The sequence below is a fragment of the Rathayibacter sp. PhB152 genome (genome assembly GCF_003751395.1).
Taxonomy (GTDB): Bacteria; Actinomycetota; Actinomycetes; order Actinomycetales; family Microbacteriaceae; genus Rathayibacter; species Rathayibacter festucae.
The window spans coordinates 729,047-752,248 of record NZ_RJUT01000001.1 but is presented as its reverse complement, the minus strand read 5'-3'; the positions used below and the strand labels follow the sequence as shown (position 1 = coordinate 752,248).

The following is a 23,202-nucleotide window of genomic DNA, read 5'->3' as shown; positions in this document are numbered from 1 at the left end:
CGACGAAAGCGTGCACAAGTGGCATCTCGCGGAGGGAGGGAGGGGGGTCAGGCGTCCCAGCCGCCGGGGAGGTCGCGGATCACGCTCCAGCGCGGGTCGAGCTGGGTCGCCGCTCCGCCGTTCCAGGCCCGGCTGTGGAACCAGGGCGCGATCACCTCGGCGTCGCCGTGGCGGTGCCGGCCGAGGTACCCGCCCCAGTAGGAGAACGTCGAGTTCGTCAGCACGAGGCGGCGCGAGGCCGCCAGCAGGGCGAGCTGGTGCGGCACGGAGGTGCCGGGCTCGGGGCAGCGCACGTCGACTCCGGTCAGGAGCGGCCCGAGCTTGAGCCGGCACCAGTCGAGGTCGTCCGAGACGAGGAGCACGCTGCGCACCTCGGCCGATTCCCGCGCCCGCGCCAGGGCCGCGCGCACGTACTCGACGACGTCGAAGGAATAGCGGCCGCGGAACTCCGGGACGCTGTAGTAGTCGCCCCGCCGGATGTTGATCGTCAGGTCGGCCGACGGCCGCGCCGCCGCGACGAGCTCCGCGAACGGGCCGGCGAGCAGGTGCGAGTCGAGGAAGGCGTCCAGCTGGTCGGCCCCGAAGTCGACTCCGAAGCGCTGGTGCGTGCCGCCGGCCTCGCGCGGCTGGAGGAAGGAGACGTCCGCGGGAGCGACGACCAGCTCGCCGACGCGCGGGAGCAGCTCCGCCCACTCCGCCGACCGCGCCGTGCTGCGCACCACCGTCGGCTCGCCGCGCTCGCGGCGTGCGGCGGCCTGCAGCCAGAAGTAGAGGAGGTTGCCGACGCCGAAGGCCTCCTGCGGGATCAGCACCGTCGCGCCCCGCCGGCGGAGCGGCTCGAGGACCGCCGCTCGCAGATCGCCCAGCCGCGGCCTCACGAGAGCTCGCCCAGCGCCACGAGCTGCGCGAAGCCGGGATGCGCGGCGCGCACCTCCTCGAAGGTGCCCTCGCCCTCGATCCGCCCGTCCTCGAGGAAGAGCAGCCGGTCGGCGCCGCGCACGGTCGAGAGGCGGTGCGCGACGATCAGCACCGTCATGCTGCCGTGCAGGCCGGCGATGGCCGTCGAGATCTCGTGCTCGGTCCGGTTGTCCAGCGCCGAGGTCGCCTCGTCGAGGACGAGGACCGACGGCCGGCGGTAGAGGGCGCGGGCCAGCCCGATCCGCTGCCGCTGCCCGCCCGAGAGCCGGACCCCGCGCTCGCCGACGCGGGTGTCGAGGCCGAGCGGCAGCTGCTCGACGAAGTCCTCGAGCTGGGCGATGCGGACCACCTCGCGGATCCGCTCGGGATCGACGCCGTCCCGGGGCACCCCGAAGGCGATGTTCGCCGCGAAGGAGTCGTCGAGCAGGAAGACGTCCTGGGGCACGACGCCGAGCCCCGCGTACCAGCCCGCGAGATCCTCCTGGATCGGCCGGCCGCCGCAGAGCACGCGGCCCTCGGTCGGCTCGAGCAGGCCGAGCACGAGGTCCAGGAGCGTGCTCTTGCCCGCGCCGCTCGAGCCGACGAAGGCCGTGGTGGCGTTCTCCGCCAGGCGCAGGGTCACGCCGCGGAGCACGTCGCGGGAGGCGTCGGGGTAGCGGTAGACGACCCGCTCGAGCTCGATGTCGCCGGCGAAGCGGCCGCCGGGGCCGGGCGTCTCGTCGTGCGAGCCGTGCGCGTCGAGCTCGCGGGCCGCGTCGTCGACGATGCGCAGGCTCGCCTGGCCGCTGCGGACGATCGCGAAGGTGGCGGAGATCCGGTTGAGGGTGGGCAGGGCGCGGAGCGACGCGGCGGCGAACACGCCCAGCACCGAGAGCGCCTCGGCGGACGAGCCGGTCGCCACGAGGATGCCGGAGACGCCGATGATCGCGACGACGAAGCCGATCTCGAGGAGGTACTTCGGCAGCTCCGAGACCAGCGAGAGCATCCGGGACGCCTGGGCGCCGCGGCGCTTCGCGGCCTGGAAGCCGGCGACGAGGCTCGAGGCGCTGGAGGACAGCCGCGCCTCGCGGAAGCCGTCGAGCGACGGGAGGAGGAACTGCCAGGTCTGCAGCGAGGCCTCGGCGGTCTCCTCGCCGATCCGCCCCTGCCGGCGGCGGAGCAGTCGCTGCGTGCCGCCGAGCAGCAGCGCGAAGAAGACGGCCGCGAACAGCGTCGCCCCGGGCGAGGCGACGACGAGGACCGCGACCAGCGCGACGAGCACCAGCAGGTCGGAGGCGACGCCGAGCACGCCGAGCAGCACCCCCGACGCCTGCGCGGTCGAGTCGTTGATGTTGCGGTACACCTCCGACAGCCGCCGCGTGCGGTGCACGGCGAAGGGGGCGAGCACGTAGCGCCGCAGCAGCTCGGTCGACGCGTCGGCCGCGATCCGGGTGGTGCGGCCGAGCAGCCACCAGCGGAAGACGATCGTGCCGATGCTCTTCAGCACGAAGACGGCGGCGACGAAGCCGGCGACGAGCGGGACGAGGGTCGCGACGTCCGAGGTGCCGACCAGGCCCGCGATCGTGCTCGTCACCGAGCCGGCACCGGTGTCCGCGCCGGTGAGCAGCGCCATCAGCGGCACCATCGCGGCGACCCCGAGGGTGTCGAGGACGGCCAGCACGATCGAGCCGGCCACCGCGACGACGAGCCAGCCGGGCGACGCTGCACCGGCGAGGGCGAGCAGGGTGCCGAGTCCCTGCCGGATCGAGCCCCTCATGCCGCGCTCCGGGCCTGGACGTCGGCGTAGACCCCGGCGATGTCGGCGCACATCCGCGCGACGGAGCGCGGCACGGCAGCGGCGGCCGGCTCCTCCGCCTGCCGCTCGAGCGCCCCCGCCACGGCCGCGGGATCGTCCGCGTCGACGAGGGAGCGGCGGTCGAGGATCTCCGGGTTGCCGCCGACCGCGGTGGCGACGACGCCCAGGCCGCGGGCGACCGCGTCGAGGAGGGTGTACGAGCAGTTCTCCCAGACCGAGAGCTGGGCCACGACGTCCGCCTCGGCGAGCATCCGGGCGGAGTCGACGAAGCCGGGGAAGGCGACCGCGTCGCCGAGGCCGAGGGCGCTCGCCCGGGCGCGGAGGGCGCCGTCGAGCGGTCCCTCCCCCGCGACGGTCAGCGTCGCGCCGGGCACCCGGCCGTGCAGGACGGCGAAGGCCTCGAGCAGGGCGTCGATCCGCTTCTCCGGCGCGAGGCGGGAGAGCGAGACGACGCGGAGCGCGCCGGCGGGGCGGGGGCGGCGGGCGGCGGCGCCGGCGGCGTGCGCTGCGGGAGCGTCCACGCCGTTCAGCACGACGGCGACGGGCAGCACCGCGTGCCACTTCTCCCTCATCGCGTGCCGGGTGGCCTGCGAGACGGCGATCGCCCCGTCGAAGCGGCGTAGCCGGGCGCGGTGGGCGAGCGCCATCGTCCGGGCCTGCGCACCCGAGCGGTGGTAGACGGCGTCGGGGCCGGCGATGCCGTGCTCCGTGGTCAGCCGGCGGACGCCGCGGGGCAGCGGAGTCGCGGCGCTGACGAGATCGGCGTGGGCGAGGTGCGAGTGGACGATCGCGGGTCGCAGGGCCCCGGCCGTGGCGGCGAGCGCGCGGACGGAGGCGGCGAGGCCGGCGGCCGTGCCGAAGCGGCCGGTCGTCACCGCCGAGCCCTGGGCGCGCAGCCGACGCGCTAGGGCGCCCTCGGGGCAGAGCACGACGACGCGGTGGCCGGGGATCCCCTGCCGCGCGACGTCGACGACGTGCCGGGCGACTCCGCCGTCGTCGGCCACGGGCACCAGCCAGAGGGCGATCGGGGCCGCCCCGCGCACGGCGTCGCCCCCGCTCCCGACCGCGCTCACAGCCACTCCTCCAGCCGCTCGAGGGCCGTCCAGAAGCCCTCGCCGCTGTCGACGTGGCCCTGCCAGATCTCGGGGATGAACGGCACCCCCGGCGCCAGCGCGTCGAGCGCCGCGGCGAACACCGGCCAGTCGATCTCGCCCTCGCCGATCTGCACGCCCTCGCCGTCGATCCCGGTGGCGTCGACGAGGTGCAGGTGCGCGCTGAGCGGCGCGAGCAGCTCGACCGCCGCCGAGAACGACGTGCCGAGGAAGGTGGTGGCGAGCTTGGTGTGCGAGGCGTCCAGGCAGAGGGCCGTGCCGGTCTCGCGGGCGAACGCGGCGGTGTCCTCCGGATCGACGAAGAGGTTGTGGAACTGCTGGCCGCCCATCAGCCAGGGGTAGGGCGGCAGGGTCTGCGCCAGCAGGCGCACGCCGCCCGCGTCGATCCGGTCGAGCGCCTCGGCGACACGCGCGTACATCGCCGGGCGGCGGGAGGGGTCCACGTGGGCGTGGCGGGTGAAACCGCCCATCGTGACGACCATCATCGGGTCCTCGTCCTGCCGGAACCAGCGCGAGAGCGACCGGGTCACCCCGATCGTCCGCTGCACCTCGGCGATCGAGCGCTCCCAGACGTCGCGGTCGAAGGAGGCGAGATCGACCAGGAAGTCGCCGGAGAAGAGGTCCGGCAGGTGGGTGGTGAAGCCCCGCTCCTGACGCGCGGTGAAGACGTCGTCGACGTCGATCTCGAGGTCGCGGTAGGAGAAGTGGAACTCGAGGAAGCCGGGGTTCGACGCTCCGAGCAGCTCGGCGTGGTCGTGGTAGCGGACCGGCAGCCCCCAGGGCCGCCGGAACCGGAACGGCCGGCCGGCCGGGGTGCTCGCGCGCAGATCGCCGTCGAAGAAGAAGCCGCCCGCGGCGACGTCGCGGTGCAGCGTGCGGCCGAGCAGCCGCGGGAGCTCGTTGGGCTGCAGGCCGCGCCCGGGGCTGCGCACCGCCACGTCCGCCGCGCGCACCACCTCGCCGCTGCGCAGCTCCCGCGCGGCGACGAGCGACTTCGCGAGCGAGACCCGGTTCATCGACTCCCCGGTCGAGACTCCGCGCGGCTCGGCCGAGCCCAGCGCCGACTCGATGTCGCGGATCTCGGCGACCATCCGGCCGAACTCGTCCGGCAGCAGCGACACCGAGTGGTCGTTGCCCTCCATCGCCCGGTCCACGGTGAAGTGCTTCTCGATGATCCGCGCGCCCCGGGCGACGGCGGCGACCGGCACGTGCCAGCCGCGCTCGTGCCCGGAGTAGCCGGTGACGCCGCCGCTGATCTCGGCGAGCCGCTCGAGATAGGCGAGGTTGAGGTCGCGGTAGGGAGCGGGATAGGTCGACTGGGTGTGCAGCAGCGCGTAGGAGGTGCCCAGCGAGCGCAGCAGCGCCACCGACTCGAGGATCTCGCTCTCGCGCGACATCCCGGTGCTCAGCAGCAGCGGCAGGCCGCGAGCGCCGGCGTCGGCGAGCAGGTCGTGGTTGGTGAGGTCGGCCGAGGCGATCTTGAGCCCGGGGACGCCGTAGTCGACGAGGGCCTGCACGCTCGGCGAGTCCCACGGGGTGCAGAGGACGTCGATCCCGGCGTCGCCCGCGTGGTCGAACACCTCGAAGAGCGCCTCGGCCGGCAGCGCGAACCGGCGCAGCAGGTCGATCGTGTACTGCGCGCCCAGGTCCTCCCCCGCCGTGGCGCCGCCGCCCTGGCGGTAGAGCGAGTCGAGGTCGCGCAGCTGGAACTTGACCGCGTCGGCGCCGGCCTCGAGCGCGAGGTCGACGAGGCGCTTGGCGAGGTCGACCGAGCCGTTGTGGTTGTTGCCGACCTCGGCGATCACGAAGGCCGGATGCCCCTCGCCGACCGGGTGGCGGCCGATCTGCAGCGCCGCGCCGCCCTCGATCGCGATCGCGACGAGGTGGCCGCGCTCGTCCACGAGCGGCACGTGGCTGATCCCGTCCGCCCCGAGCAGAGCGGCGGCGGCCTGGGCCGGGTCGTCCACGGGCGCGGTCAGCACCGCCGTGTTCGCCACAGCGAGGACCGCGACGTCGAGCGACGCGGTCGGGTTCGCGATGATCCAGCGGCGGAAGTCGCCGTCCGACAGCGAGCCGCGCAGGACGCCGTGGCCGTCGACGCAGAAGACGATGCGCTGCTTGTTCGCGTTGATCTTGGCCAGCGCGGTCAGCACCGGGTCCTCGGCGAAGACGATGTAGGGCGCCAGGTGGCGGTCGACGATCATGCGCGCCCCTGCCGTCTCAGATCGGCGAGCAGGTGCTCGGCGACGACGAGGTCGTGCTCGCCGTCGATGTCGCCGCCCTCGACCTCGTCCATCACGAACAGCCCGACCCGGCCGCCGATGCGGTTCCGCTCCTGCTCGTAGACCTCGGTCCGGGTGAGGTAGAGCGAGCCGGTCTCGCGGTAGAAGAACTCGGGCGCGGTCAGCTCCTGCCGGCGCGGCCGCGCGGCGACGTCGTAGTGCGCGAGCGCGCTCTCCTCGCCCCGCGAGCGCCAGAGGAACGGGGTCTGCGCGACGACGCCGACGAGCGAGTCGACTCCGGTGCTCGCGAACTGCTCGACGGCGCGGTCGATCGTGCCGGGGAGGCGGATCGGCGAGGTCGCCTGGAGCAGCAGCACCGCGTCCGGCCGGTGCCCGAGGGCGACGCGGTGCGCGATCGCGTGCAGCACGACCGGCTCGGTCGCCGTCTCGTCGCGGGCGAGCTCGGCGGGGCGGAGGAAGGGCACGTCCGCCCCGGCGTCCGCGGCGATCGCGGCCAGCTCGGCGTCGTCGGTGGAGACCAGCACGTCGAGACCGGCGGCGAGCGCCTGCTCGATGCTCCAGACCACGAGCGGCTTCCCCGCGACGAGGCGCGCGTTCTTGCGCGGCAGGCCCTTCGAGCCGCCGCGCACGGGGATGACGCACAGGATGCTCATCGCACTCCTCCCTCGGTGATCGCGAGCGCCGCGGCGGCGACCGCGGCCGCGGGTTCGAGCGCCGGCGCGAGCGGCGCCGGAGTCGGCGGCCCCTCGCCCCAGACGGACAGTCCGTAGCGGCCCCAGAACTCGCGCACCCAGGCCGGCGGATCGACGCAGGTCACCCAGGCGGGCGTGCCCGCTGCCGCGGCCTCGAGCACGCCGGTCGAGAACACCGACGCGATCGGCCGGTGCTGCGCGGCCAGGTCGCCGCCGGCGAGCACGCGGATGCCGCTGCGGCGCCAGGCCGCGTGCTGCCAGCGCGAGCGGCGGTCGACCTCGGCCGGATGCGGGCGGTAGTCGGCGCCGGTGTCGCGGCAGAACCGGCCGGCGGTGGCGGCGGCGATCCGGCGCGGGAGCTCGGCGCCGTGCAGCTGGCCGAGGAAGAGCGGGCGCTCCTCGCTCAGGGCCGCGCGCGGGCGCTGCGCCGCCGACCAGAGCAGCTGGCTGCCGACGACCGCGGTCGTGACGTCGGTCCGCCCCGAGCGCCAGAAGTCGGCGTCCGCGGCCGAGAAGGCGAGCAGCGTCGACTCCGAAGGCAGCGGCGGGGCGAAGGGCGTCAGGAGTCCGTGCTGCACCACGAGGACGCGGGCGCCGAGCGGCCCGGCCCAGCGGTGCGCGGTCGCGCCGGAGCGGAGGTAGTGGCCGGTCGCGACGACGGCGCGCAGCCCCCGCAGCTCGGCCGGCGCGGGCGAGCCGTCGGGCACGGGCCGGACGGTCCACTCGCCGGGGAGCAGAGCGGTCACGTCCCCCGGCGCCAGGACGGCGACGGGCAGCCCGTCCAGGTGCGCGAGCGAGGAGGCGGTCGCCGCGACCGCGCTGGCCGTCGCCGCCTCGACCGCGAGCAGGATCGACGGCTCCGCGCCGCGCAGGTGCAGCACCAGCGGCGCCGGGGCCGACGGGCGCAGGCGGGACCGCGCCGCGCGCAGCGGGTCGCGGCCGCGCTGCCAGCGGCGCCAGCCCTCGAGATCGGTCGCGTGCCTCAGCCCCACAGCGCCCTCACCGCCCGCATCCGGTGCACGAAGGTGTGCTCCGCCCGGGTCCGAGCGGCCGCCGCGTCGCGCACGCGGTGCGCCCAGACCGGGTCGGCCTGCGCGTGCCGGACGTGCTCGACGAGCTGCTCGCGGCCGTCGAAGACCAGCACCTCGCGGTCCACCTCGTAGTGGTCGGCGATGTCGGGCCGGTCGAGCAGGGCGAGCGCGCCGACGCCCGGCGCCTCGAACGCCCGCATCGACAGCCCGCCGTGCCCGGTCCCGTGGATCGCGAGCGTGGCGATCGAGCCGGCCATCGCGCCGTAGTAGGCCGCGCGCGAGACGTCGCCGTGCGCGCGCAGACCCGCTCCGCGCAGCCGTCCGGTGCGCACGACGTCGCCCGGGTGACGCGACCACTGCCGGCCGAAGACCTCGATGTCGACGCCGCCGGCGGCGAGCTCGCGCAGCACCCGCTCGCGCTCGGGGTAGCGCGCCCCGATGAAGGTCACCGCCGCGGACGGGCGCGGCGTCCAGGCCAGGAGCGAGTCGAAGGCGTCCGGGACGTGCGTCGCCTCGATCCCGGCCGCGCGGAGCGTCGCGACGTCGCGCGGCGAGTAGCTGGCGATCGAGACCCGGGCGGAGGCGAGCGCGCGGAGCCGCTCGAGGTCGAAGGTCATGTTGACCAGCTCGTCGTAGAGCCAGAGCACGACGGGTGCGCCGCCGCCGGCCAGCGCGGCCCACCACTCGTCGCCGAGCGAGTCGCCCTTCACCACGAGCACCGCGCGCGGCGACGTCTCCCGCAGCGCCCGGATCGCCCGCTCGGTCTCGGAGCGCCGCGACCACCGGCGCAGCCGGGACCGCGGGAAGCGGTGCGCCACCGCGTCGCGCAGCCGGACCACGCCCGCCGTGTCGTCGTAGCGGTGCACGACGACGTCCTCGCCGAGCTCGACGAGCGCGGCCTCGATCGCGCGCCAGTAGTCATGGAACACGGGGCTGACGACCAGCACGGGCCGGCTCATGCCGCCGCCCTCTCGGCCGCGGCGATCAGGCGCAGCTCGCCGCGGAGGACGGCGAAGGGCCGGACGCCGCGCCCCGCGAGAACGCGCAGGGCGTTGGCGGCGAGGTTGACCACCGACGCCGCGCGCAGCGACGCCGCCAGCAGACCGGGGTGCGAGCGCCACTTCCGCGCGTAGCGCAGCCGGGCGGCGACCAGCCAGACCAGCCGGCGGGCGGGATCGGAGGAGCCGCCGCCGGTGTGCACCGCGACGACGTCCCCGGTGTACACCGACGGCACACCGCGCGCCCGCAGCCGCCGCTGCAGGTCGACCTCCTCGCAGTTCATGTGGAACGACTCGTCGAAGCCGCCGATCGCCCGGAACTCGGCCGTCGGGAGCAGCATCGCCGCGCCGACCACCCAGTCGACCGGCAGCACGGCGCCCTCGACGCAGCGGGTGTCGAGACCGACCGCCGCGCGCAGCTGCGGCCGCCAGCGCGCCAGCGGGGTGAGCCACTCCACCACGTAGTGGCGGAGCCGCGGGAAGCGCCGGCCGACCCACTGCGGCTGCCCGGCGCCGTCGCGGAGCGCCGGGGCGACGACCGCCGGCAGCCAGGGGGTGCCCGCGGCGACGAGGTCGCGGAGGAAGGTCTCGCCGATCTCGAGATCGCTGTTCAGCACCAGCAGCAGCGGGTGCGCCGCCTCGGCCGCTCCGCTGTTCACGGCGGCGCCGAAGCCGCCGTTGCGCGCGCGGCGGACGAGCGCGAAGCCCTCGCCCGCGGGGAACGGCACCGGCGAGGCGTCGTCGACGACGACGATCTCGTGCTCCGGGGCGCCGACCTGGCGGCGCAGCTGCCCGAGCAGGGCGAGGGCGGGAGCCGGATCGCCGTAGTGCGGCACGACGACGCTGACGCCGGGCCCCGGCCGCTCCCGCTCGCTCACGACGCGACCGCCCGGCTCTCGCGCGCGCGGCGCAGGGAGCGGCGGGTCGGCAGCACCGCCGGGCGCGGCGGATCCCAGTCCGCGGGCAGCGCGCCCAGGGCCGGCAGGATGGTGCGCAGGAGCGCGTCGATCTCGTCCACCGCGCTCGCCGCGACGGCGGCGCCGCGCCCGTGCGGATCGGCGAAGTCGTCCTCGGCGCCGTACGGAGCGGTGTCGCGCGCGATCAGCTCGCGCAGATCCGCTCCGGGGGCCGCCTGCGCCAGCCGGGCCGCACGGCGGATCGTCGCGGTGCGCCGCGCCGCCGAGGCGAAGTGCTGGGCGACCCACTCGCGCTGCTGCGACTCGAAGGCCAGCACCAGATCGGCGTCCTGCAGCAGGCGGCCGTCGGCCTGGCGCGCTCGGTGCGAGGCGACGGAGAGGCCGCGGGCGCGGAGCGCGTCGCCCAGGTCGGGGTCGAGGCCGCGGCCGACCGGGGCGTGCGTCCCGGCACTCGAGACCTGCCAGCTGTCGGAGCCGGCGAGCAGCTCGGCCGCGAGTCGCTCGGCCGACGGCGAGCGGGCCACGTTCGCGTGGCAGAGGAAGAGCAGCCGGGAGCTCATCGAGCCGGCCGCCGGAACGACGACGGGACCTCCGCCTTCGGCGCGGCACGCACGACGTGCTCCAGGGAGCGCGCGGGCTCCACGGCGCGCTCGGGCTCGGCGGCGCGCGTGCGCTCGGGCTCGGCGGCGCGCTCGGGCTCCACGGCGCGCGTGCGCTCGGCGGCGCGCGTGCGCTCGGGCTCCACCGCGCGCGCCGGCTCCGCGGGCCGGACCGCCGGGAGGGAGCGGGCGGGCTCCTCCGCGGCGGCCCGGCGGCCGGTGGACCGGCCCCGCGAGCGTCCGCCGTCCGGCTCCGCGTAGTACGGGTTCTTGCGGTCGTAGTAGTACGAGTAGCCCGCGTCGCCGTCCTGCGCCGAGACCATGTTCAGCACGGTCCCGAGCACGCGGCCGCGCACCTGCTGGACGATCCGCCGGGCGGCGGTGACCTCGGGGCGGCGGGTGCGGTTGGAGGCGACGACGAAGACGACGCCGTCCACGACGGTCGCGACGATCGACGCGTCGGTGACCGGCAGGATCGGCGGCGCGTCGATGATGACGAAGTAGTCCTCCGCGAGCCGCTCGATCAGCGCGCGCATCGCCGAGGAGCCGAGCATCTCGGACGGGTTCGGCGGGATGTGCCCCGCGGGCAGAGCGAACAGGCCCTCGGTGGCGGTCGGGCGGATCGCGTCCTCGACCGGGATCTGGTGGCTGAGCACCTCGCTGAGGCCGACGGCGCCGTCGATCCCGAGCAGCTTCGCGACGGTCGGACGGCGCAGGTCGGCGTCGATCAGCAGGGTGCGCTGCCCGGAGTCGGCCATCACCCGGGCGAGGCCGGACGCGATCGTCGACTTGCCCTCGGCCTGGTTCGCACTGGTGATCACGACGCTGCGGGTCTCGTCGTCGACGCTGGAGAAGCGCAGCCCGGTGCGGAGCGCGCGGAAGGCCTCGGCGGTGATCCCGTCGACCGCCCGGGCGTCGCCGCGGCGCCCGCCCCGGCCCTTGCCCATCTTCGGGATGCGCCCGAGCACGCCGACGCCGAAGAGCTGCGTGAGGTCGTCGACGGTCCGCACCCGGATGTCGAGGGCGCGGCGGAGGATCGCGAGGACGAAGCCCAGCACGAGACCGCCCGCGGCGCCGAGCAGCAGGTTGCGCAGCCAGTCCGGGCTCGTCGGCGCGGCGGCCGGCTCCGCGTTCTCGAGCGGCACCACCGTGATCTGCGGGGTGCGGTCGGCGGTCGACTGCGTCTCGATGTCGGCGATCACGTCGGCGAGCGCGGCCAGGGCGCCGTTGGCGAGCGCCGCGGCGTTCTCGGGAGTCGCCGCCGAGGCGGTCACCTCGATCAGGGTGCTGCCCGGGGCGACGGCCGCGGTCAGCCGGCCGTTCAGCGGCTCGCCACCGGGGTTCGCCTCGGGATCGGACTCGATCCGCTCGTAGACCGCGCTGCTGGAGATGAGCGGCAGGTAGGCGTTCGCTCGCGTGACCGCGGTCTGCGCTCCGCTGATCGCATCGGCCGAGCTGCCGTCGGTGGCCGCGATGACGAAGCCGGCCGAGCTGGAGTCGTAGACCTTCGGCGTCACCGCGGAGAAGGCGGCCATCGCGCTCACGCCGACGAGAACGGCGACGACGAGGATCTTCCAGTTCCGCCGGATGAAGGCGATGAAATCGACGACAGTCACTGTGCGCCTTTCTTCCGATCAGAGCAGCGGTTCTCTCCGAGCAGGGCTACTCGACGATGCTGGCCTTTTCGCGTCAGGCTAGCCTGATGCGCCCTCTCCCGCGCAAAGGAATTCCTCCGCCCGAGGAGATGTTCTGCGAGGATTCCGGCATGACCCACGACGTGGACAGTGCGGACCTCTCCGGGGGCGGAATCGGCCTCCGGGTCCGGCAGCGCCCGGATCTCGCAGCGGTGTTCCCGATAGCACACTCGGCGCGGATCATCGACGCGGCACTGATGGGCCTGATCATCTGTCGACTCGCCGTTCCTTTCCTTCCGGGATCCTTTCCGGCCGCCCAGACCGCGGTTATCGGACTTCTTCTGATCAGCCTCTTCCGCCGCCCTCCCCGCTCTCTCCGGGCCGTCGCCTGGTATCCCTTCCTCTGCCTCGGCCTCCTCGGCTTCGCCGTCGCGATCTCGGCGGTGAACGGACTCGATCTCGAGCGGAGAGCGGGCAACATCGGCCTGCTGATGCTGATGGCCGCCTTCCTCGCCAGCGGCCGGATCGACGTCGCCTCCGCGATCAAGGGCATCGGCGTGGCCCTGACCCTGAACGCCGCGCTCTTCGCCGCCGGCGTCGCCCCGGACGCCTACCAGGGCGCCCTCACCGGCTATCTGCAGGACAAGAACGTCGCCGGGCTCTACTACGGTGTCGCCGCCCTGCTCCTCGCGGCGACCCTCCAGCGCCGGTGGCTCCGGAGCGCGGTGCTCGCCGCCGCGGGCCTCGCCGTCGTCGCCACCGACTCGCGCACCTCTATGGCCGCCTACGCCTGCGGGATCCTCTGGCTCGTGGTGACCCCGCGGCTGGGCCTCGCCTTCCGGGCGCTCACCGGCGTCGGCATCGCGGCGCTCTTCGTCTGGGCCGAGGCGAACCTGTCCACCGCGGGGGTCTACGGCGTCGAGCGGGCCGGTTCCGACGCGCTCCGCGAGAGGATCCTGCAGGCCTCCTTCGACCGCGTCGCGCTCGCGCCGTGGAGCGGCGGCGGCCTCGGGACGGCGACGGCCGACGTCGACGGCATCGCCTGGTTCTTCCACAACTCCTACCTCGCGCTGCTCGCCGAGGGCGGCGTCGTGCTGCTCGTCGGGGTCCTCGCGATCTACGCGGTGGCGGGGTTCGGGCTGCTGCCGCGGCGCCCCGAGACGTTCGCGCGGCACGCGGTCGGCGCGGCGACCGTCGTGGTGCTGCTCTGCGCGACGCAGCTCGGCGAGGTGTTCTTCGCGCCGATGTCGTTCGTCGTCGTCGGCGCCGGGCTGGCGCTGCTGGCCGAGCGGCGGCCCGAGGCGGCCGCGGACGCGCTCCCCGGAGCCGGATTCCCCGGGACGGCGCTCCCCGGGACCGAGCTCCCGCTGACCGAGCGCCCCCGCAGCTAGCGCCCCGCCACCTCGCGGAGCACCTCCCGGACGTCGGCCCACATCCGCACGGCGTTCGCGTCGGCGAGCACCCGGGCGCGCCCCGCCCGCGCGACCGCGGCGCGGCCGGCGGGATCGCCGAGCGCCGCCTCGACGGCCGCCGCGACCCCCGCCGGATCGTGCATCGGCAGGCCGAACGCCGTGACGCCGTCCTCGAGGTAGCCCGCCATCGCGGCGCTCCTCGTGACCGCTGCGGCGGTTCCGCAGCCGGCGGCCTCGAGCAGCACGCTCTGCCCGGTCGGGTACGCCAGCTCGTGGGTGGGCACGACCACGAGCTCGGCGTCGCGCAGGTTCTCGCGGTGCTCAGCGACGGGCACCGGGGCGTGCAGCACGACGTTCGCCGGTAGCGACCCGCCCGCGAGCCGCTGCGGCGTGGTGAACACGTCGAAGCGCCGGTGCGGCAGCAGCGCGGCCGCGGCGACGAGCGTGCCGAAGTCGCGCCCGCGGTCGACCCCGGCGGCGAGCACCTCGAAGCGCTTCGGCCGCCCCGGACCGGGCGTGTAGTAGTCGGCGTCGACCCCGAAGCCGACGGGGACCACCTTCCGCTCGTCCACCCCGTGCCGGGCGAAGACCTCGCGCTGGTTCGCGCTGAGCACGAGGATCCGGTCGACGCCCTCGAGCGCCCGGAGCACCCGGCGGCGGCGCTCGGGAGCGCCGGTCAGCAGCTCCTCCGCCCACCAGCAGGAGAGCGCGACGAGCGGCGTCCGCGCGTACGGCGGGATCCCGGCGCGGCGCAGCAGCGCGGGGAACTCGGCCTCCGGCTCCAGCACGGCGAGCACCACGTCGGCCGAGGCGACGGCCCGCAGCGAGCGCAGCTGGGTGTCGAGCGCCAGGCCGGTGCGGTGCTCCAGCACGTCGCGGAGCTTCACGTGAGCGGGATGCACCGCGTGGCCTCTCGCGAGGAGCCGGGTGCTCTCGTCCCGGAGGAGATCCGCGCGATAGGGGAGACGTCCGCGCAGAAAGGGCTCGCCGGGTCGGGCGAGGATCGTCGAATGCTTGAGGAAGAGCCCGAGGATCCGGAGCGGCCGGATATCCCGATCCTCCGTGAATGCGTCTTCAGCGGATATCCCAGGACTCATCGTTCCGACTCCTTCTCCTCGAGAGATCCCAGAAGCAGTGCCATTCGATCCGCTCCCGCGGCGGGCGAGAAGTGATCTCTCCATCTCCGCCACTTCTCCCCCGTCTCGCCCTCTCCCTCTCCTCTCGTCGAGGCGGCGACGGCAATGGCGATAGCGGCGGCCAGAGCATCGGCGTCATCCGCCGGAGAGATGGCGCTGATCGACGGACCGACGACCTCGGGAAGAGCTCCGGCGTCGCTCACCAGCACCGGTGTCCGCGCGGACATCGCCTCCGCCGCGACCAGTCCGAAGGACTCCGGCTCGATCGAGGGCACCACGACGAGATCGACCCGGGCGAAGAAGTCCGCCGGGGCCAGCCAGCCCGGCCTCTCCACCAGCGCGGCGACGGGGACGAGAGCCGACTCGACCTCGCGGCGCTCCCGCTCCGAGACGAAGCGCGGCTCGCCGGCCAGGAGCAGCCGGTACGCCCCGGGCTCGGCCGCGTCGAGCCGCGCGAGCGCCGCCGCGAGCACCCGGACGCCCTTGGCGACGGAGGGTCGACCGAGGAAGCCGAGCACGACCGGGCCGTCCCCGCGCTCGTGCCGCGCCGTCGGCAGGACGGGCGCGCACCAGTTCGGCAGCACGGTGGCGCCGCGGACGAGGTCCGCCAGGTAGCGGGACGGCACCAGCGTCGCCAGCGCCCCCGCCCGGGCGAGCGGCACGAGCGCGCGCTGCAGGCCGGACGGGCGCTGGTGCAGGTGCACGAGCCGTCGCGGACGCCCGGCCGTCGCCGCCGCCGGCACCAGCCCGTTGCACCAGAGCACGCCCCGGCGGGACGACGCGTCCCAGCGCCGCAGAGCGCGCATCCACGCGCGCCGGCCCGAGGCCTCGAGCTCGACGACCGGGTGGCCGGCCGCGCGGGCCGCGGCGACGAGGCGGCCCGGCTCCGACGGCCCGACGACGGTCACCGCGACGCCCAGCTCCTCGAGGGCCGCGGCGATGCTCAGCAGCATCACCTCGCCGCCGCCGATGTCGCCGTTGTTGGTGGCGAGGACCACCCCCTCGCTCCACAGCCCCCCGTCGGCGCGCCCGCGAGCCTCCGTCATCCGCCACTCCCCGCTCGATCCGCGACCACTCCGGGCCCGACTGCTCCCCACGGTAGGACGACCGGGCGCGCGAGGAGGGCGACTGGGATACTGGCCGGATGGAGCTCGTGACCGTTCTCTTCGCCGAGGAGGCGGTCCCGCTGCTGACGGCGTTCGTGCACCGGCGGGCCGAGACGGCCGGGCTGCGCGCGCTGGCGCTCAAGGGCCCGATCGCCGACGCGGACGGGCTCCGACCGCCCCGCGCCTCGGGCGACGTGGACGTGCTCGTGCCGCCGGAGGACGCGCCCCGGCTGGTCGCGCTGCTCGCGGGCGACGGCTGGACCGAGCGCCCCTGGCCCGACGCGCCGACGCTCGCCCAGAAGCACTCCCGCAGCTACCGGCACCCGGACTGGCCGGTCGACATCGACGTGCACTGGCGCTGGCCCGGGTTCCTGGCACCCGCGGCGGAGGCGTTCGAGAGCCTCTGGAGCCGCCGGCGCACGGTCGAGATCGCGGGCCGTCCGGTGGCGACGGTCGGCGTGGCCGACATGGCCCTGATCCTGGCGCTGCACTCGCTCCGCGACGCCTGGCAGATCACCGATCCGCGGCGGACCGGGCCCTCCGACTACGAGCTCCTCGTCGACGCGGTCGCCGCGCGCCCCGCCCTGCACGCCCCGCTCCGCGACGCGGCGGAGTCGCTCGGCGCCGTGCCGACCGCCGCGCCGTTCCTGCACGCGCTCGGCGTCCCGGCCCGGGCGGGCGAGGTCCCGGCGGATCAGCTGCGCGCCTGGCGGCTCGGCGCGCTCTCGCGGCACGCCGCGGCCGGCTGGGTGGAGGCCCTGCGCGCCGCCCCCGCCGCGCGCCGGCCGGCACTCCTGCGCCGCGCCCTCTTCCCCTCCGGCTCCGCCCTGCGCGCCGCCGACCCGAGCATCGGACCGCGCCGCCGCGACGCCGTGGCGGGCTGGTGGCGCCGCTTCCGCCGCGGTGTCCGCACCGCTCCGGAGGCCTGGCGGCTCCTCCGGCAGGCCGACCACGGCGCGGATCGGACCCCCGCATGATCCGGGACCTGACGATCGCGCCCTTCGGTCTCGGCGTGCGCCTGAGCTTCGACGACACCGTTCCCGAGGCCCTGATCGCGAGGTTCCAGGAGTCGTGGAGTGACGTGACCGACGTCGCGGAACGCCCGGGCTCCGCGCACCGGGTCTCCCTGACCGAGCCCGAGGGCGTCGCGGGCGTCATCGCCCAGCCGACCGAGGAGGCGCTCGCGGAGCACCTCGGCGCGGCGCTGACCGTCGCCGCCGTCGACGCCTGCCGCGGGCGGCTGCTCAGCATCCACGCGTCCGCCCTGGCCCTCCCCGACGGGCGGGTCGTCGCGTTCACCGGCCGCCCCGGCGCGGGCAAGTCGACGCTGATCAGCCTGGCCGGGCGCCGCTTCGGCTACCTCACCGACGAGACGGTCGCCGTCCGCCGCGACGGGACGGTCCTGCCGTTCCGGAAGCCGATCGCCCTGCACGCAGGCGGCTCCGGCTGGAAGCGGCACCGCTCCCCCGCCGCGTCGGGGATGCTCCCGCTGCCGGACGCGCCGCTGCGGCTCGCGGGGCTCTGGCTGCTCGCCCGCGACGCCGACGGACCCGACGCGCCGGTGCTCGAGGAGCTCGGCTTCGACGAGGCGCTGCGCGCACTCCTGCCCGAGCTCAGCTGGTTCGCCGAGCTGCCGTCGGCGCTGCACCACCTCGCCGCGCTGGTCGACGCGATCGGCGGCGTGCGGCGGCTCCGCTACCGTGAGGCGGAGTCGGTGCTGCCGCTCCTGGACGGCGTCGGCGAGCCGCCGGTCGTCGTCGAGGGGCCGGTCGTCGTCGAGGAGCCGGAGCGCGCCGCGTCCGCGGAGGGCGCTCCCGGCGGGTACCGCCGCGACGCCGGCACGGAGTGGATCGAGCGCGACGGCGTCGTCTCCTGCCTGCGCGGGAGCCTCGTCGAATCGCTGACCGGCATCGCTCCGGCGCTCTGGCGCACTCTGGAGCGGCCGGCGAGCCTCGAGGAGCTGACGGCGGCCGTCGTCGCCGAGCACGGCGCGCCGCCCGACGGCGACGCGCGCCACGCCGTCCGGGCGGTGCTCGCCGAGCTGGTCGAGCGCGGACTCGTCGAGCGGGTCCCGCCCCGGGCATGAGACCGGGCGGCGCGACCGGCACCACCCGATCAGAACCACCCGATCAGGACTGAAGGGGCTCCGAGCCGCCGGCTCGGAGCCCGAGGGCTCAGGGCTGCGGGGTGTTCTCGCCGACCGAGCCTCGAGCGAGGAACAGGTCGAGCAGGTTCACCACGCCCAGCGCCCGGATGTACAGCGCGGCGACGTCGAACCGGCGGGCCGGCAGGCTGTCCCAGGCGGCCGGCCCGGGCGGGTTCGTCGAGCGGTTCTGCGCGTTGACGTCGATGTTGATCAGCGTCGTGAGCGCGGAGAACAGCGGGGTCAGCAGGGCCGACTGCACCGAGGCGATCAGCGGCGTGAGCGTCGTGTTGAGCAGCGTGTTCAGCAGGCCGTTGATCGTGGCCACGACGGCCCCGGTCGCCGCGGAGAGCGGAACGCCGTTGACCAGGATGTTCGCCTGGAGCCGGGTCGTCAGCGTGCTGACCAGCGCGGTCGTGAAGGTGTTGATCGCGGCGGCCGGAAGCGCGAGGTTGTTGTCGACGAACAGCGTCGAGTTCGGCGGCAGGCTGTTGAAGTAGGCCGAGTAGGTGCCGAACGGCGTGTTGCCGGGCTGGCCCGGCGCGGGGCCCAGCAGCGACAGGAGGTCGACGGTGATCGTGGCCGGCGTGACGCCGAGCTGCGCCTGGATCGGCTGAGCGCCGCCGGGGATGTTGCCGGCGAAGATCGCCGTGCTGTTCACCGTGACCGGGAGGATCGGCAGCGACAGCGCGGACACCAGGCCGAGCGTCGCCGTGACAGCGGCCACGATCGACGCGAGCACCGGTGACGCCAGCACCAGGTTCAGCCGGGTGACCTGGTAGTCGCGCTGGATGTTGAGCGTGCTCGGCACGCAGGCCGACTGGATCGCGGCGCGGCCGGTGACGGCGCCGATCTGCAACCGGAGGTCGGTGACCTGCCCGACGAGGTTCGAGGCGAGCGTGCCGCCGATGCCGGTGAGGATCCGCCGCAGGTCGAGGGTGGCGAAGTCGGGGAACGTCGCCGACGCCGGATTGAGCTCGAGCTGCCCCTGATTGTCGACCGCTCCCGCCGCTCCGCGGCTGTTGCCGTCGATGTTCGCGAAGGCGTACTGGTCGAGGACGCCGACACCGCTGGGCGCGGCGACCGAGAGCAGCGTCGAGAGGGCGCCGGTCAGGCCGGTCGCGTTGATCTGCAGCGTGTTCAGCGCCGCGACGCTCGTCGTCCCGAACCGCGTGGAGGTGGGCGTGCTCTGGTCGGGCACGAGCGCGCGCTCGCCCTGCAGAGTGGCGACGTTGTCGAGGTTCACCCCGCCGAGGAATCCGCTCAGCAGGATGCCGCGCGCCTGCGCCCGGAACAGCGTCCCGACGGGGTAGCAGCTGACCGAGGCCGCGGAGGCGGACTGCGCGACCATGATCGCCGGCACCGACCAGGCGGCACCCGCGACGACCGTGCGTCGAGTGACCCCGAGGCCGTTGCTCCCGGGCTTCCTGGTCTTCTTCTCGCTGATCCCGGAGGATTCGAGCGGATGAGACTCCGTCATGTGCGGCCCTTTCCCGGGATGCTCGACAGATCACCCTCGTGGTGGTGTCGGTGGCGAATGTAGCGAAGGAATTCCAGGGAGAGAGCCTCTGGCGGATTTCTACTCCTCCTGGCGCTGATGCGCGGTGACGGAGGATCGGAGAGAATCGTCTCTCCGAGTCGTATTCCGATATCGGCTGCGGAAAGAGGAGAAGCGGATGCTGCCAGCCGATCCCCGCGCGCGACGCTGGCGCCGGCATCCCGACACCGCGTTCGTCGACGACGGCGAGCGCGTCCTGGTGCTCCCCCTCGGCACCTCGCCGCTGGGCGGTCCCGCCGCCCTGCGGGCGAGCGTCGCGGAGACCTGGCGGGAGCTCGGCGACGACCCGCAGGACTTCGCCGTCCTCGCCTCCCGGCTCGCCGAGCTGCACACCGCCGCGGCCGCGGAGATCGAGGACGACCTCGCCGCGATGCTCGCCGAGATGGAGCAGCTGCTGCTCGTCGAGGGCTCCGGGAGCGGCGACGCGGACGACGGGTCCGCGCGGTGAGAGCGAGCGTGATCGTCCCCAGCTACGCGGGCGCCGACCGGCTGCCCCGGCTGCTCACCGCCCTCGCCGCGCAGTCGCACGCCGAGCTCGAGGTCGTCGTCGTCCTCGACGGCGTCGTCGACGGCAGCGAGCGCGTGCTCGACGGCTTCCCCGCCCGCCGGGTGGTGCTGCCGGAGAACCGCGGACGCTCGGCCGCCCTGAACGCCGGCTTCGCGGCGGCGACCGGCGGGGTGCTGATCCGCTGCGACGACGACCTCGAGCCGCCGCCGGGCTGGGCCGCCGCGCACGTCGCCGCGCACGCGGGCGATCCGGTCGGCGTCGTCGGCCTCTGCCCGAACGCCTACCCCGACTCGGCCTACGCCCGCGCCTACGGCCGCGACGCCGACGCCCGCTTCCGCGCGCACGCGGCGGCCGCTCCTCCGGAGAGCACCTGGCGGCTCTGGGGCGGCAACGTCTCGGTGACCCGCGCCGTCTTCGACCGGGTCGGCGGCTACGGCACCGAGTACCGCGAGTACGGCTGGGAGGACGTCGACTGGGGCTACCGCCTGCACCGGCTCGGCCTGCCCGTGCGGCTCGTGCCGGGTGCCGAGGCCCTGCACCACGGAGCCTCGACGAGCACCGCCATCCGCAGCCGGCGCGCGTTCCTCTCCGGCGCGGCACGGCGCACCTTCGAGCGGCTGCACCCGGAGGAGGTGCGCCCGCCCGCCCCGCCCGCCGGAGTCTGGGACCGCGCGGTCGGCGCGCTCGCCCGCGTCGAGACCGAGGATCGGCTCGCCCGCCTCGCCGGCGGGATCGACGCCGTCCTGCCCGCCGTTCCGCAGGCGATCGGCCGGAAGCTGGTCGCGCTCGCGGTCGAATCGGCCGCGAGCGCCGGCTACCGGCGGGCCGCCCGGCGCTGACCCGCGGGGCGAGCGGCAGCGCGCCCGAGGTGCTTAGGTGGCGCGCATGCGAGTGCTGTTGATCGGCGGGGCGGGCTACATCGGCAGCCACACCGCCGTCGCGCTCCTGGACGGCGGGCACGAGGTCCTCGTCGTCGACGACCTGTCCCACTCGAGCGCCGGGACCGTCGAGGCCGTCCAGACGCTGACCGGAGCGCGCGTTCCGCTGCTGGTCGCCGACGCGAGGGACGAGGAGCGGGTCGCCCGCTTCGTCCGCGAGCACGGCCCCGTCGACGCCGTGGTGCTGCTGGCCGGGCTCAAGGCGGTGGGCGACTCGGTCGCCCGGCCGCTGGAGTACTACGCCGTCAACCTGGGGCTGGCGATGGCCGCCTTCTCGGTCGCCGCGGCCGCCGGCATCCGCACGATCGTCTTCTCCAGCTCGGCCGCGGTGTACCGCGGCGACGGGCCGATGCCGCTCGCGGAGGAGGCGCCGACCGGGCTCGACCTGGCCAACCCGTACGGCAAGACCAAGCGGGTGATCGAGGAGATCCTCACCGACCTCGCCCGCGCCGATCCCGGCCTGCGCGCCGTCAGCCTGCGCTACTTCAACCCGGTCGGGGCGCACCCGTCCGGGCTGCTCGGCGAGGATCCGGACGCGGCGGCGAGCGGGCTGATGCCGCTGGTCTCGCGCGCGGCGGCCGACCCGGAGCGGGCGGTCGACGTCTTCGGCGACGACTACGAGACACCGGACGGATCGGGCCTGCGCGACTACATCCACGTCGCCGATCTCGCGGCCGGGCACGTCGCCGCGCTCGAGCACGCGGGCGCCGGCCACGGGGTCTACAACCTGGGCACGGGGACGCCGACCAGTGTCCTGGAGCTGATCGCCGCGTTCGAGGCCGAGAGCGGCGCCGTCGTCCGCCGTCGCACCGCCGCCCGCCGGCCCGGCGACGTGGCCGCGAGCTGGGCCGACCCGGGCAAGGCCGCCCGCGAGCTGCACTGGACCGCGACGAGGACGATCAGCGAGGCCGTGCGCGACCAGTGGCACCGGCAGACGGCCGGCCGGACGCTCGCCCGCTGACCCTCCCGACAGCCGCTCCGATATCGGCGGAGAAGGCGATCGCCGACGATTCCCCGGCGATTCTCGACAGCTTTCGAATGCTCATCGGGCCGTGATGAATGACAGAGAGAAATCACCTCCGTCATTCTGCGACGGCTCCTCTGTCTTCTTCTTCTCCGGCGATATCAGGCGATTAGCCTCCAAGGCATCGTGACCCCTCTGACGGGGGCGACGGGCTGACGTGAGATCAGCATTCATCACGGGGAACGGGGCCCATCATCACTGCCTTCATCGAAGTGACCGATCGGCAGCGAGCGAGCGCGGCGACCGGTCCGGGCCTGATCGTGCACGAGTGGGTCGAGCGCCGCGGCGGAGCCGAGCGCGTCCTCGAGGCGATGACCGAGGCCTTCACCGACGCCGACGTCCGCGTGCTCTGGAGCGACGCGGACGCGGTGGTCGGCCGTCCCGTCACCGAGTCGTGGCTCGCGCGGACTCCGCTGCGCCGCCACAAGATCCTGGCCCTGCCGGCGATGCTGCCGACCTGGCGCCTGCCGCTCGGCGCCGCGCACGAGTGGGTGCTGGTGAGCTCGCACCTCTTCGCCCACCACGTGCGGACGACCGCGCCGACGAAGAAGCTCGTCTACGCGCACACCCCGGCCCGGTACATCTGGGAGCCCGACCGCGACGGCCGCGGCAGCAGCCGGTCGGCCCGCGCCGCCAGCATGCTGCTGAAGCCGATCGACCGGCACCGGGCCGGCGAGGCGACCTCGATCGCGGTCAACAGCCGCTTCACCGGCGAGCGGGTCGCCGACGCCTGGCACCGGCCGTCGCGCGTCATCTACCCGCCGGTGAACACCGAGGTCCTCCAGGCGATCACCGACTGGCGAGCCCCGCTGAACGACGACGAGCTGCGGATCCTCGACTCCCTCTCCCGGCCGTACCTCCTCGGGGCGTCCCGCTTCGTGCCGTACAAGCGGCTGGAGAAGGTGATGGACGCGGGCGTGCGGACCGGGCTCCCCGTCGTCATCGCCGGCCACGGGCCGTGGGAGGCGCGGCTGCGCGCCTACGCCGCGGAGATCGCCGCCGACGTGACGTTCGTGATCTCGCCGTCGGACGAGCTGATCCGCGCGCTCTACGCCCAGGCGCTCGTCTACGTCTTCCCGGCCGTCGAGGACTTCGGGATCATGCCCGTCGAGGCGATGGCCTGCGGCACCCCGGTCATCGGCACCGACATCGGCGGCGTCCGGGAGAGCGTCGCGCTCGCCGGCGGCGGCGTGACCGGCGACCTCGAGGGGCGCGCCGACTGGAACGACCTGCTGCAGCGCGCCACCGACCTCGACCCGGCCTGCTTCCGCGAGCGCGCCGGCGTCTTCTCCCGCTCCCGCTTCATCGAGGAGCTCCAGGACTGGGTGGCCGAGCAGCTCGACTGACGCGCGGCCGTGGCCCGACGAGCGCGGTGCTGGCATCCCAGCTGACCGACCAGCGCGGTCTGCTGGCCTTCATGCTGATCGAGTAGCCCGCG

20 protein-coding genes are annotated in these 23,202 nt (G+C 75.0%); 7 read left to right on the top strand and 13 right to left on the bottom strand.

Annotation, left to right across the window (positions count from 1 at the left end):
• Window positions 1-47: 47 nt before the first annotated feature.
• Genes EDF36_RS03310 through EDF36_RS03265 form a run of 10 tightly spaced genes read right to left on the bottom strand, consistent with a single transcriptional unit; the run spans window position 48 to window position 11,921 of the window.
• A complete protein-coding gene (locus tag EDF36_RS03310; protein ID WP_123731876.1) occupies window positions 48-878 on the bottom strand; it encodes an alpha-1,2-fucosyltransferase in 831 nt (276 codons plus the stop codon).
• Entirely contained in the window at window positions 875-2,674 is a 1,800-nt protein-coding gene (locus EDF36_RS03305; protein ID WP_123731875.1) for an ABC transporter ATP-binding protein, read from the bottom strand. The genes EDF36_RS03310 and EDF36_RS03305 overlap by 4 nt, the downstream gene beginning before the upstream one ends.
• Window positions 2,671-3,786 (bottom strand): glycosyltransferase family 4 protein, encoded by a 1,116-nt coding sequence (locus tag EDF36_RS03300; RefSeq protein ID WP_260300499.1) that lies wholly within the window; start codon window positions 3,784-3,786, stop codon window positions 2,671-2,673. Before EDF36_RS03300 ends, EDF36_RS03305 begins: the two co-directional genes overlap by 4 nt.
• Window positions 3,783-6,029 (bottom strand): N-acetylneuraminate synthase family protein, encoded by a 2,247-nt coding sequence (locus tag EDF36_RS03295; RefSeq protein WP_123731874.1) that lies wholly within the window; start codon window positions 6,027-6,029, stop codon window positions 3,783-3,785. The genes EDF36_RS03300 and EDF36_RS03295 overlap by 4 nt, the downstream gene beginning before the upstream one ends.
• Window positions 6,026-6,721 carry a cytidylyltransferase domain-containing protein gene (locus EDF36_RS03290; RefSeq protein ID WP_123731873.1) on the bottom strand — a complete coding sequence of 232 codons (696 nt, stop codon included), beginning with the start codon at window positions 6,719-6,721 and terminating at the stop codon, window positions 6,026-6,028. Before EDF36_RS03290 ends, EDF36_RS03295 begins: the two co-directional genes overlap by 4 nt.
• Window positions 6,718-7,752, bottom strand: coding sequence for a hypothetical protein (locus tag EDF36_RS03285; RefSeq protein ID WP_123731872.1), 1,035 nt, complete (start codon window positions 7,750-7,752; stop codon window positions 6,718-6,720). The genes EDF36_RS03290 and EDF36_RS03285 overlap by 4 nt, the downstream gene beginning before the upstream one ends.
• On the bottom strand, window positions 7,743-8,750 hold the full coding sequence (locus EDF36_RS03280) for a glycosyltransferase (protein ID WP_123731871.1): 1,008 nt from the start codon (window positions 8,748-8,750) through the stop codon (window positions 7,743-7,745). The genes EDF36_RS03285 and EDF36_RS03280 overlap by 10 nt, the downstream gene beginning before the upstream one ends.
• Complete coding sequence (locus tag EDF36_RS03275) at window positions 8,747-9,667, bottom strand: glycosyltransferase family 2 protein (protein ID WP_123731870.1); 921 nt, start codon at window positions 9,665-9,667, stop codon at window positions 8,747-8,749. Before EDF36_RS03275 ends, EDF36_RS03280 begins: the two co-directional genes overlap by 4 nt.
• Window positions 9,664-10,266, bottom strand: coding sequence for a hypothetical protein (locus EDF36_RS03270; RefSeq protein ID WP_123731869.1), 603 nt, complete (start codon window positions 10,264-10,266; stop codon window positions 9,664-9,666). Before EDF36_RS03270 ends, EDF36_RS03275 begins: the two co-directional genes overlap by 4 nt.
• Window positions 10,263-11,921, bottom strand: a complete 1,659-nt coding sequence (locus EDF36_RS03265) for a polysaccharide biosynthesis tyrosine autokinase (protein WP_123731868.1) — start codon at window positions 11,919-11,921, stop codon at window positions 10,263-10,265. The genes EDF36_RS03270 and EDF36_RS03265 overlap by 4 nt, the downstream gene beginning before the upstream one ends.
• 149 nt (window positions 11,922-12,070) lie before the next feature.
• Between EDF36_RS03265 and EDF36_RS03260 the strand changes: the two genes are divergently transcribed.
• The gene (locus EDF36_RS03260) at window positions 12,071-13,330 is read left to right on the top strand and encodes an O-antigen ligase family protein (protein WP_148059958.1); all 1,260 of its coding nucleotides are present in this window, start codon (window positions 12,071-12,073) and stop codon (window positions 13,328-13,330) included.
• Here EDF36_RS03260 and EDF36_RS03255 read toward each other — a convergent pair.
• Both EDF36_RS03255 and EDF36_RS03250 read right to left on the bottom strand, forming a co-directional pair.
• Complete coding sequence (locus EDF36_RS03255; RefSeq protein WP_123731866.1) at window positions 13,327-14,253, bottom strand: glycosyltransferase; 927 nt, start codon at window positions 14,251-14,253, stop codon at window positions 13,327-13,329. The two genes, EDF36_RS03260 and EDF36_RS03255, sit on opposite strands and share 4 nt — an antisense overlap.
• A gap of 191 nt (window positions 14,254-14,444) precedes the next feature.
• A complete protein-coding gene (locus EDF36_RS03250; RefSeq protein WP_123731865.1) occupies window positions 14,445-15,533 on the bottom strand; it encodes a glycosyltransferase family 4 protein in 1,089 nt (362 codons plus the stop codon).
• A gap of 98 nt (window positions 15,534-15,631) precedes the next feature.
• Here EDF36_RS03250 and EDF36_RS03245 point away from each other — a divergent pair, with 98 nt between their 5' ends.
• Together EDF36_RS03245 and EDF36_RS03240 are read left to right on the top strand one after the other, a co-directional pair.
• The gene (locus tag EDF36_RS03245) at window positions 15,632-16,570 is read left to right on the top strand and encodes a nucleotidyltransferase family protein (RefSeq protein WP_123731864.1); all 939 of its coding nucleotides are present in this window, start codon (window positions 15,632-15,634) and stop codon (window positions 16,568-16,570) included.
• Window positions 16,567-17,679: a PqqD family protein gene (locus EDF36_RS03240; protein WP_123731863.1), complete on the top strand. Its 1,113-nt coding sequence runs from the start codon at window positions 16,567-16,569 to the stop codon at window positions 17,677-17,679. Before EDF36_RS03245 ends, EDF36_RS03240 begins: the two co-directional genes overlap by 4 nt.
• 88 nt (window positions 17,680-17,767) lie before the next feature.
• On the opposite strand, the gene EDF36_RS03235 is transcribed toward EDF36_RS03240, so the two are convergent.
• Window positions 17,768-19,216: a choice-of-anchor G family protein gene (locus EDF36_RS03235; protein WP_123731862.1), complete on the bottom strand. Its 1,449-nt coding sequence runs from the start codon at window positions 19,214-19,216 to the stop codon at window positions 17,768-17,770.
• A gap of 196 nt (window positions 19,217-19,412) precedes the next feature.
• Here EDF36_RS03235 and EDF36_RS21125 point away from each other — a divergent pair, with 196 nt between their 5' ends.
• The 4 genes from EDF36_RS21125 to EDF36_RS03220 all read left to right on the top strand — a co-directional run bounded on the left by EDF36_RS21125 (window position 19,413) and on the right by EDF36_RS03220 (window position 23,110).
• The gene (locus tag EDF36_RS21125) at window positions 19,413-19,742 is read left to right on the top strand and encodes a hypothetical protein (RefSeq protein WP_185020347.1); all 330 of its coding nucleotides are present in this window, start codon (window positions 19,413-19,415) and stop codon (window positions 19,740-19,742) included.
• 8 nt (window positions 19,743-19,750) lie between these two features.
• Window positions 19,751-20,641 (top strand): glycosyltransferase family 2 protein, encoded by an 891-nt coding sequence (locus tag EDF36_RS03230; RefSeq protein WP_185020346.1) that lies wholly within the window; start codon window positions 19,751-19,753, stop codon window positions 20,639-20,641.
• A 46-nt stretch (window positions 20,642-20,687) separates the two neighbouring features.
• A complete protein-coding gene (galE, locus tag EDF36_RS03225; RefSeq protein ID WP_123731946.1) occupies window positions 20,688-21,701 on the top strand; it encodes a UDP-glucose 4-epimerase GalE in 1,014 nt (337 codons plus the stop codon).
• A 275-nt stretch (window positions 21,702-21,976) separates the two neighbouring features.
• Window positions 21,977-23,110 carry a glycosyltransferase gene (locus tag EDF36_RS03220; protein ID WP_123701465.1) on the top strand — a complete coding sequence of 378 codons (1,134 nt, stop codon included), beginning with the start codon at window positions 21,977-21,979 and terminating at the stop codon, window positions 23,108-23,110.
• Window positions 23,111-23,202: the final 92 nt, after the last annotated feature.

Bases quoted from the DNA above. Each gene is read 5' to 3' on its own strand.
- EDF36_RS21125 (WP_185020347.1), top strand. From the start codon at position 19,413: ATGCTGCCAGCCGATCCCCGCGCGCGACGCTGGCGCCGGCATCCCGAC.
- EDF36_RS03260 (WP_148059958.1), top strand. From the start codon at position 12,071: ATGACCCACGACGTGGACAGTGCGGACCTCTCCGGGGGCGGAATCGGC.
- EDF36_RS03235 (WP_123731862.1), bottom strand. From the start codon at position 19,216: ATGACGGAGTCTCATCCGCTCGAATCCTCCGGGATCAGCGAGAAGAAG.
- EDF36_RS03245 (WP_123731864.1), top strand. From the start codon at position 15,632: ATGGAGCTCGTGACCGTTCTCTTCGCCGAGGAGGCGGTCCCGCTGCTG.
- EDF36_RS03280 (WP_123731871.1), bottom strand. From the start codon at position 8,750: ATGAGCCGGCCCGTGCTGGTCGTCAGCCCCGTGTTCCATGACTACTGG.
- EDF36_RS03290 (WP_123731873.1), bottom strand. From the start codon at position 6,721: ATGAGCATCCTGTGCGTCATCCCCGTGCGCGGCGGCTCGAAGGGCCTG.
- EDF36_RS03305 (WP_123731875.1), bottom strand. From the start codon at position 2,674: ATGAGGGGCTCGATCCGGCAGGGACTCGGCACCCTGCTCGCCCTCGCC.
- EDF36_RS03250 (WP_123731865.1), bottom strand. From the start codon at position 15,533: ATGACGGAGGCTCGCGGGCGCGCCGACGGGGGGCTGTGGAGCGAGGGG.
- galE (WP_123731946.1), top strand. From the start codon at position 20,688: ATGCGAGTGCTGTTGATCGGCGGGGCGGGCTACATCGGCAGCCACACC.
- EDF36_RS03270 (WP_123731869.1), bottom strand. From the start codon at position 10,266: ATGAGCTCCCGGCTGCTCTTCCTCTGCCACGCGAACGTGGCCCGCTCG.
- EDF36_RS03240 (WP_123731863.1), top strand. From the start codon at position 16,567: ATGATCCGGGACCTGACGATCGCGCCCTTCGGTCTCGGCGTGCGCCTG.
- EDF36_RS03295 (WP_123731874.1), bottom strand. From the start codon at position 6,029: ATGATCGTCGACCGCCACCTGGCGCCCTACATCGTCTTCGCCGAGGAC.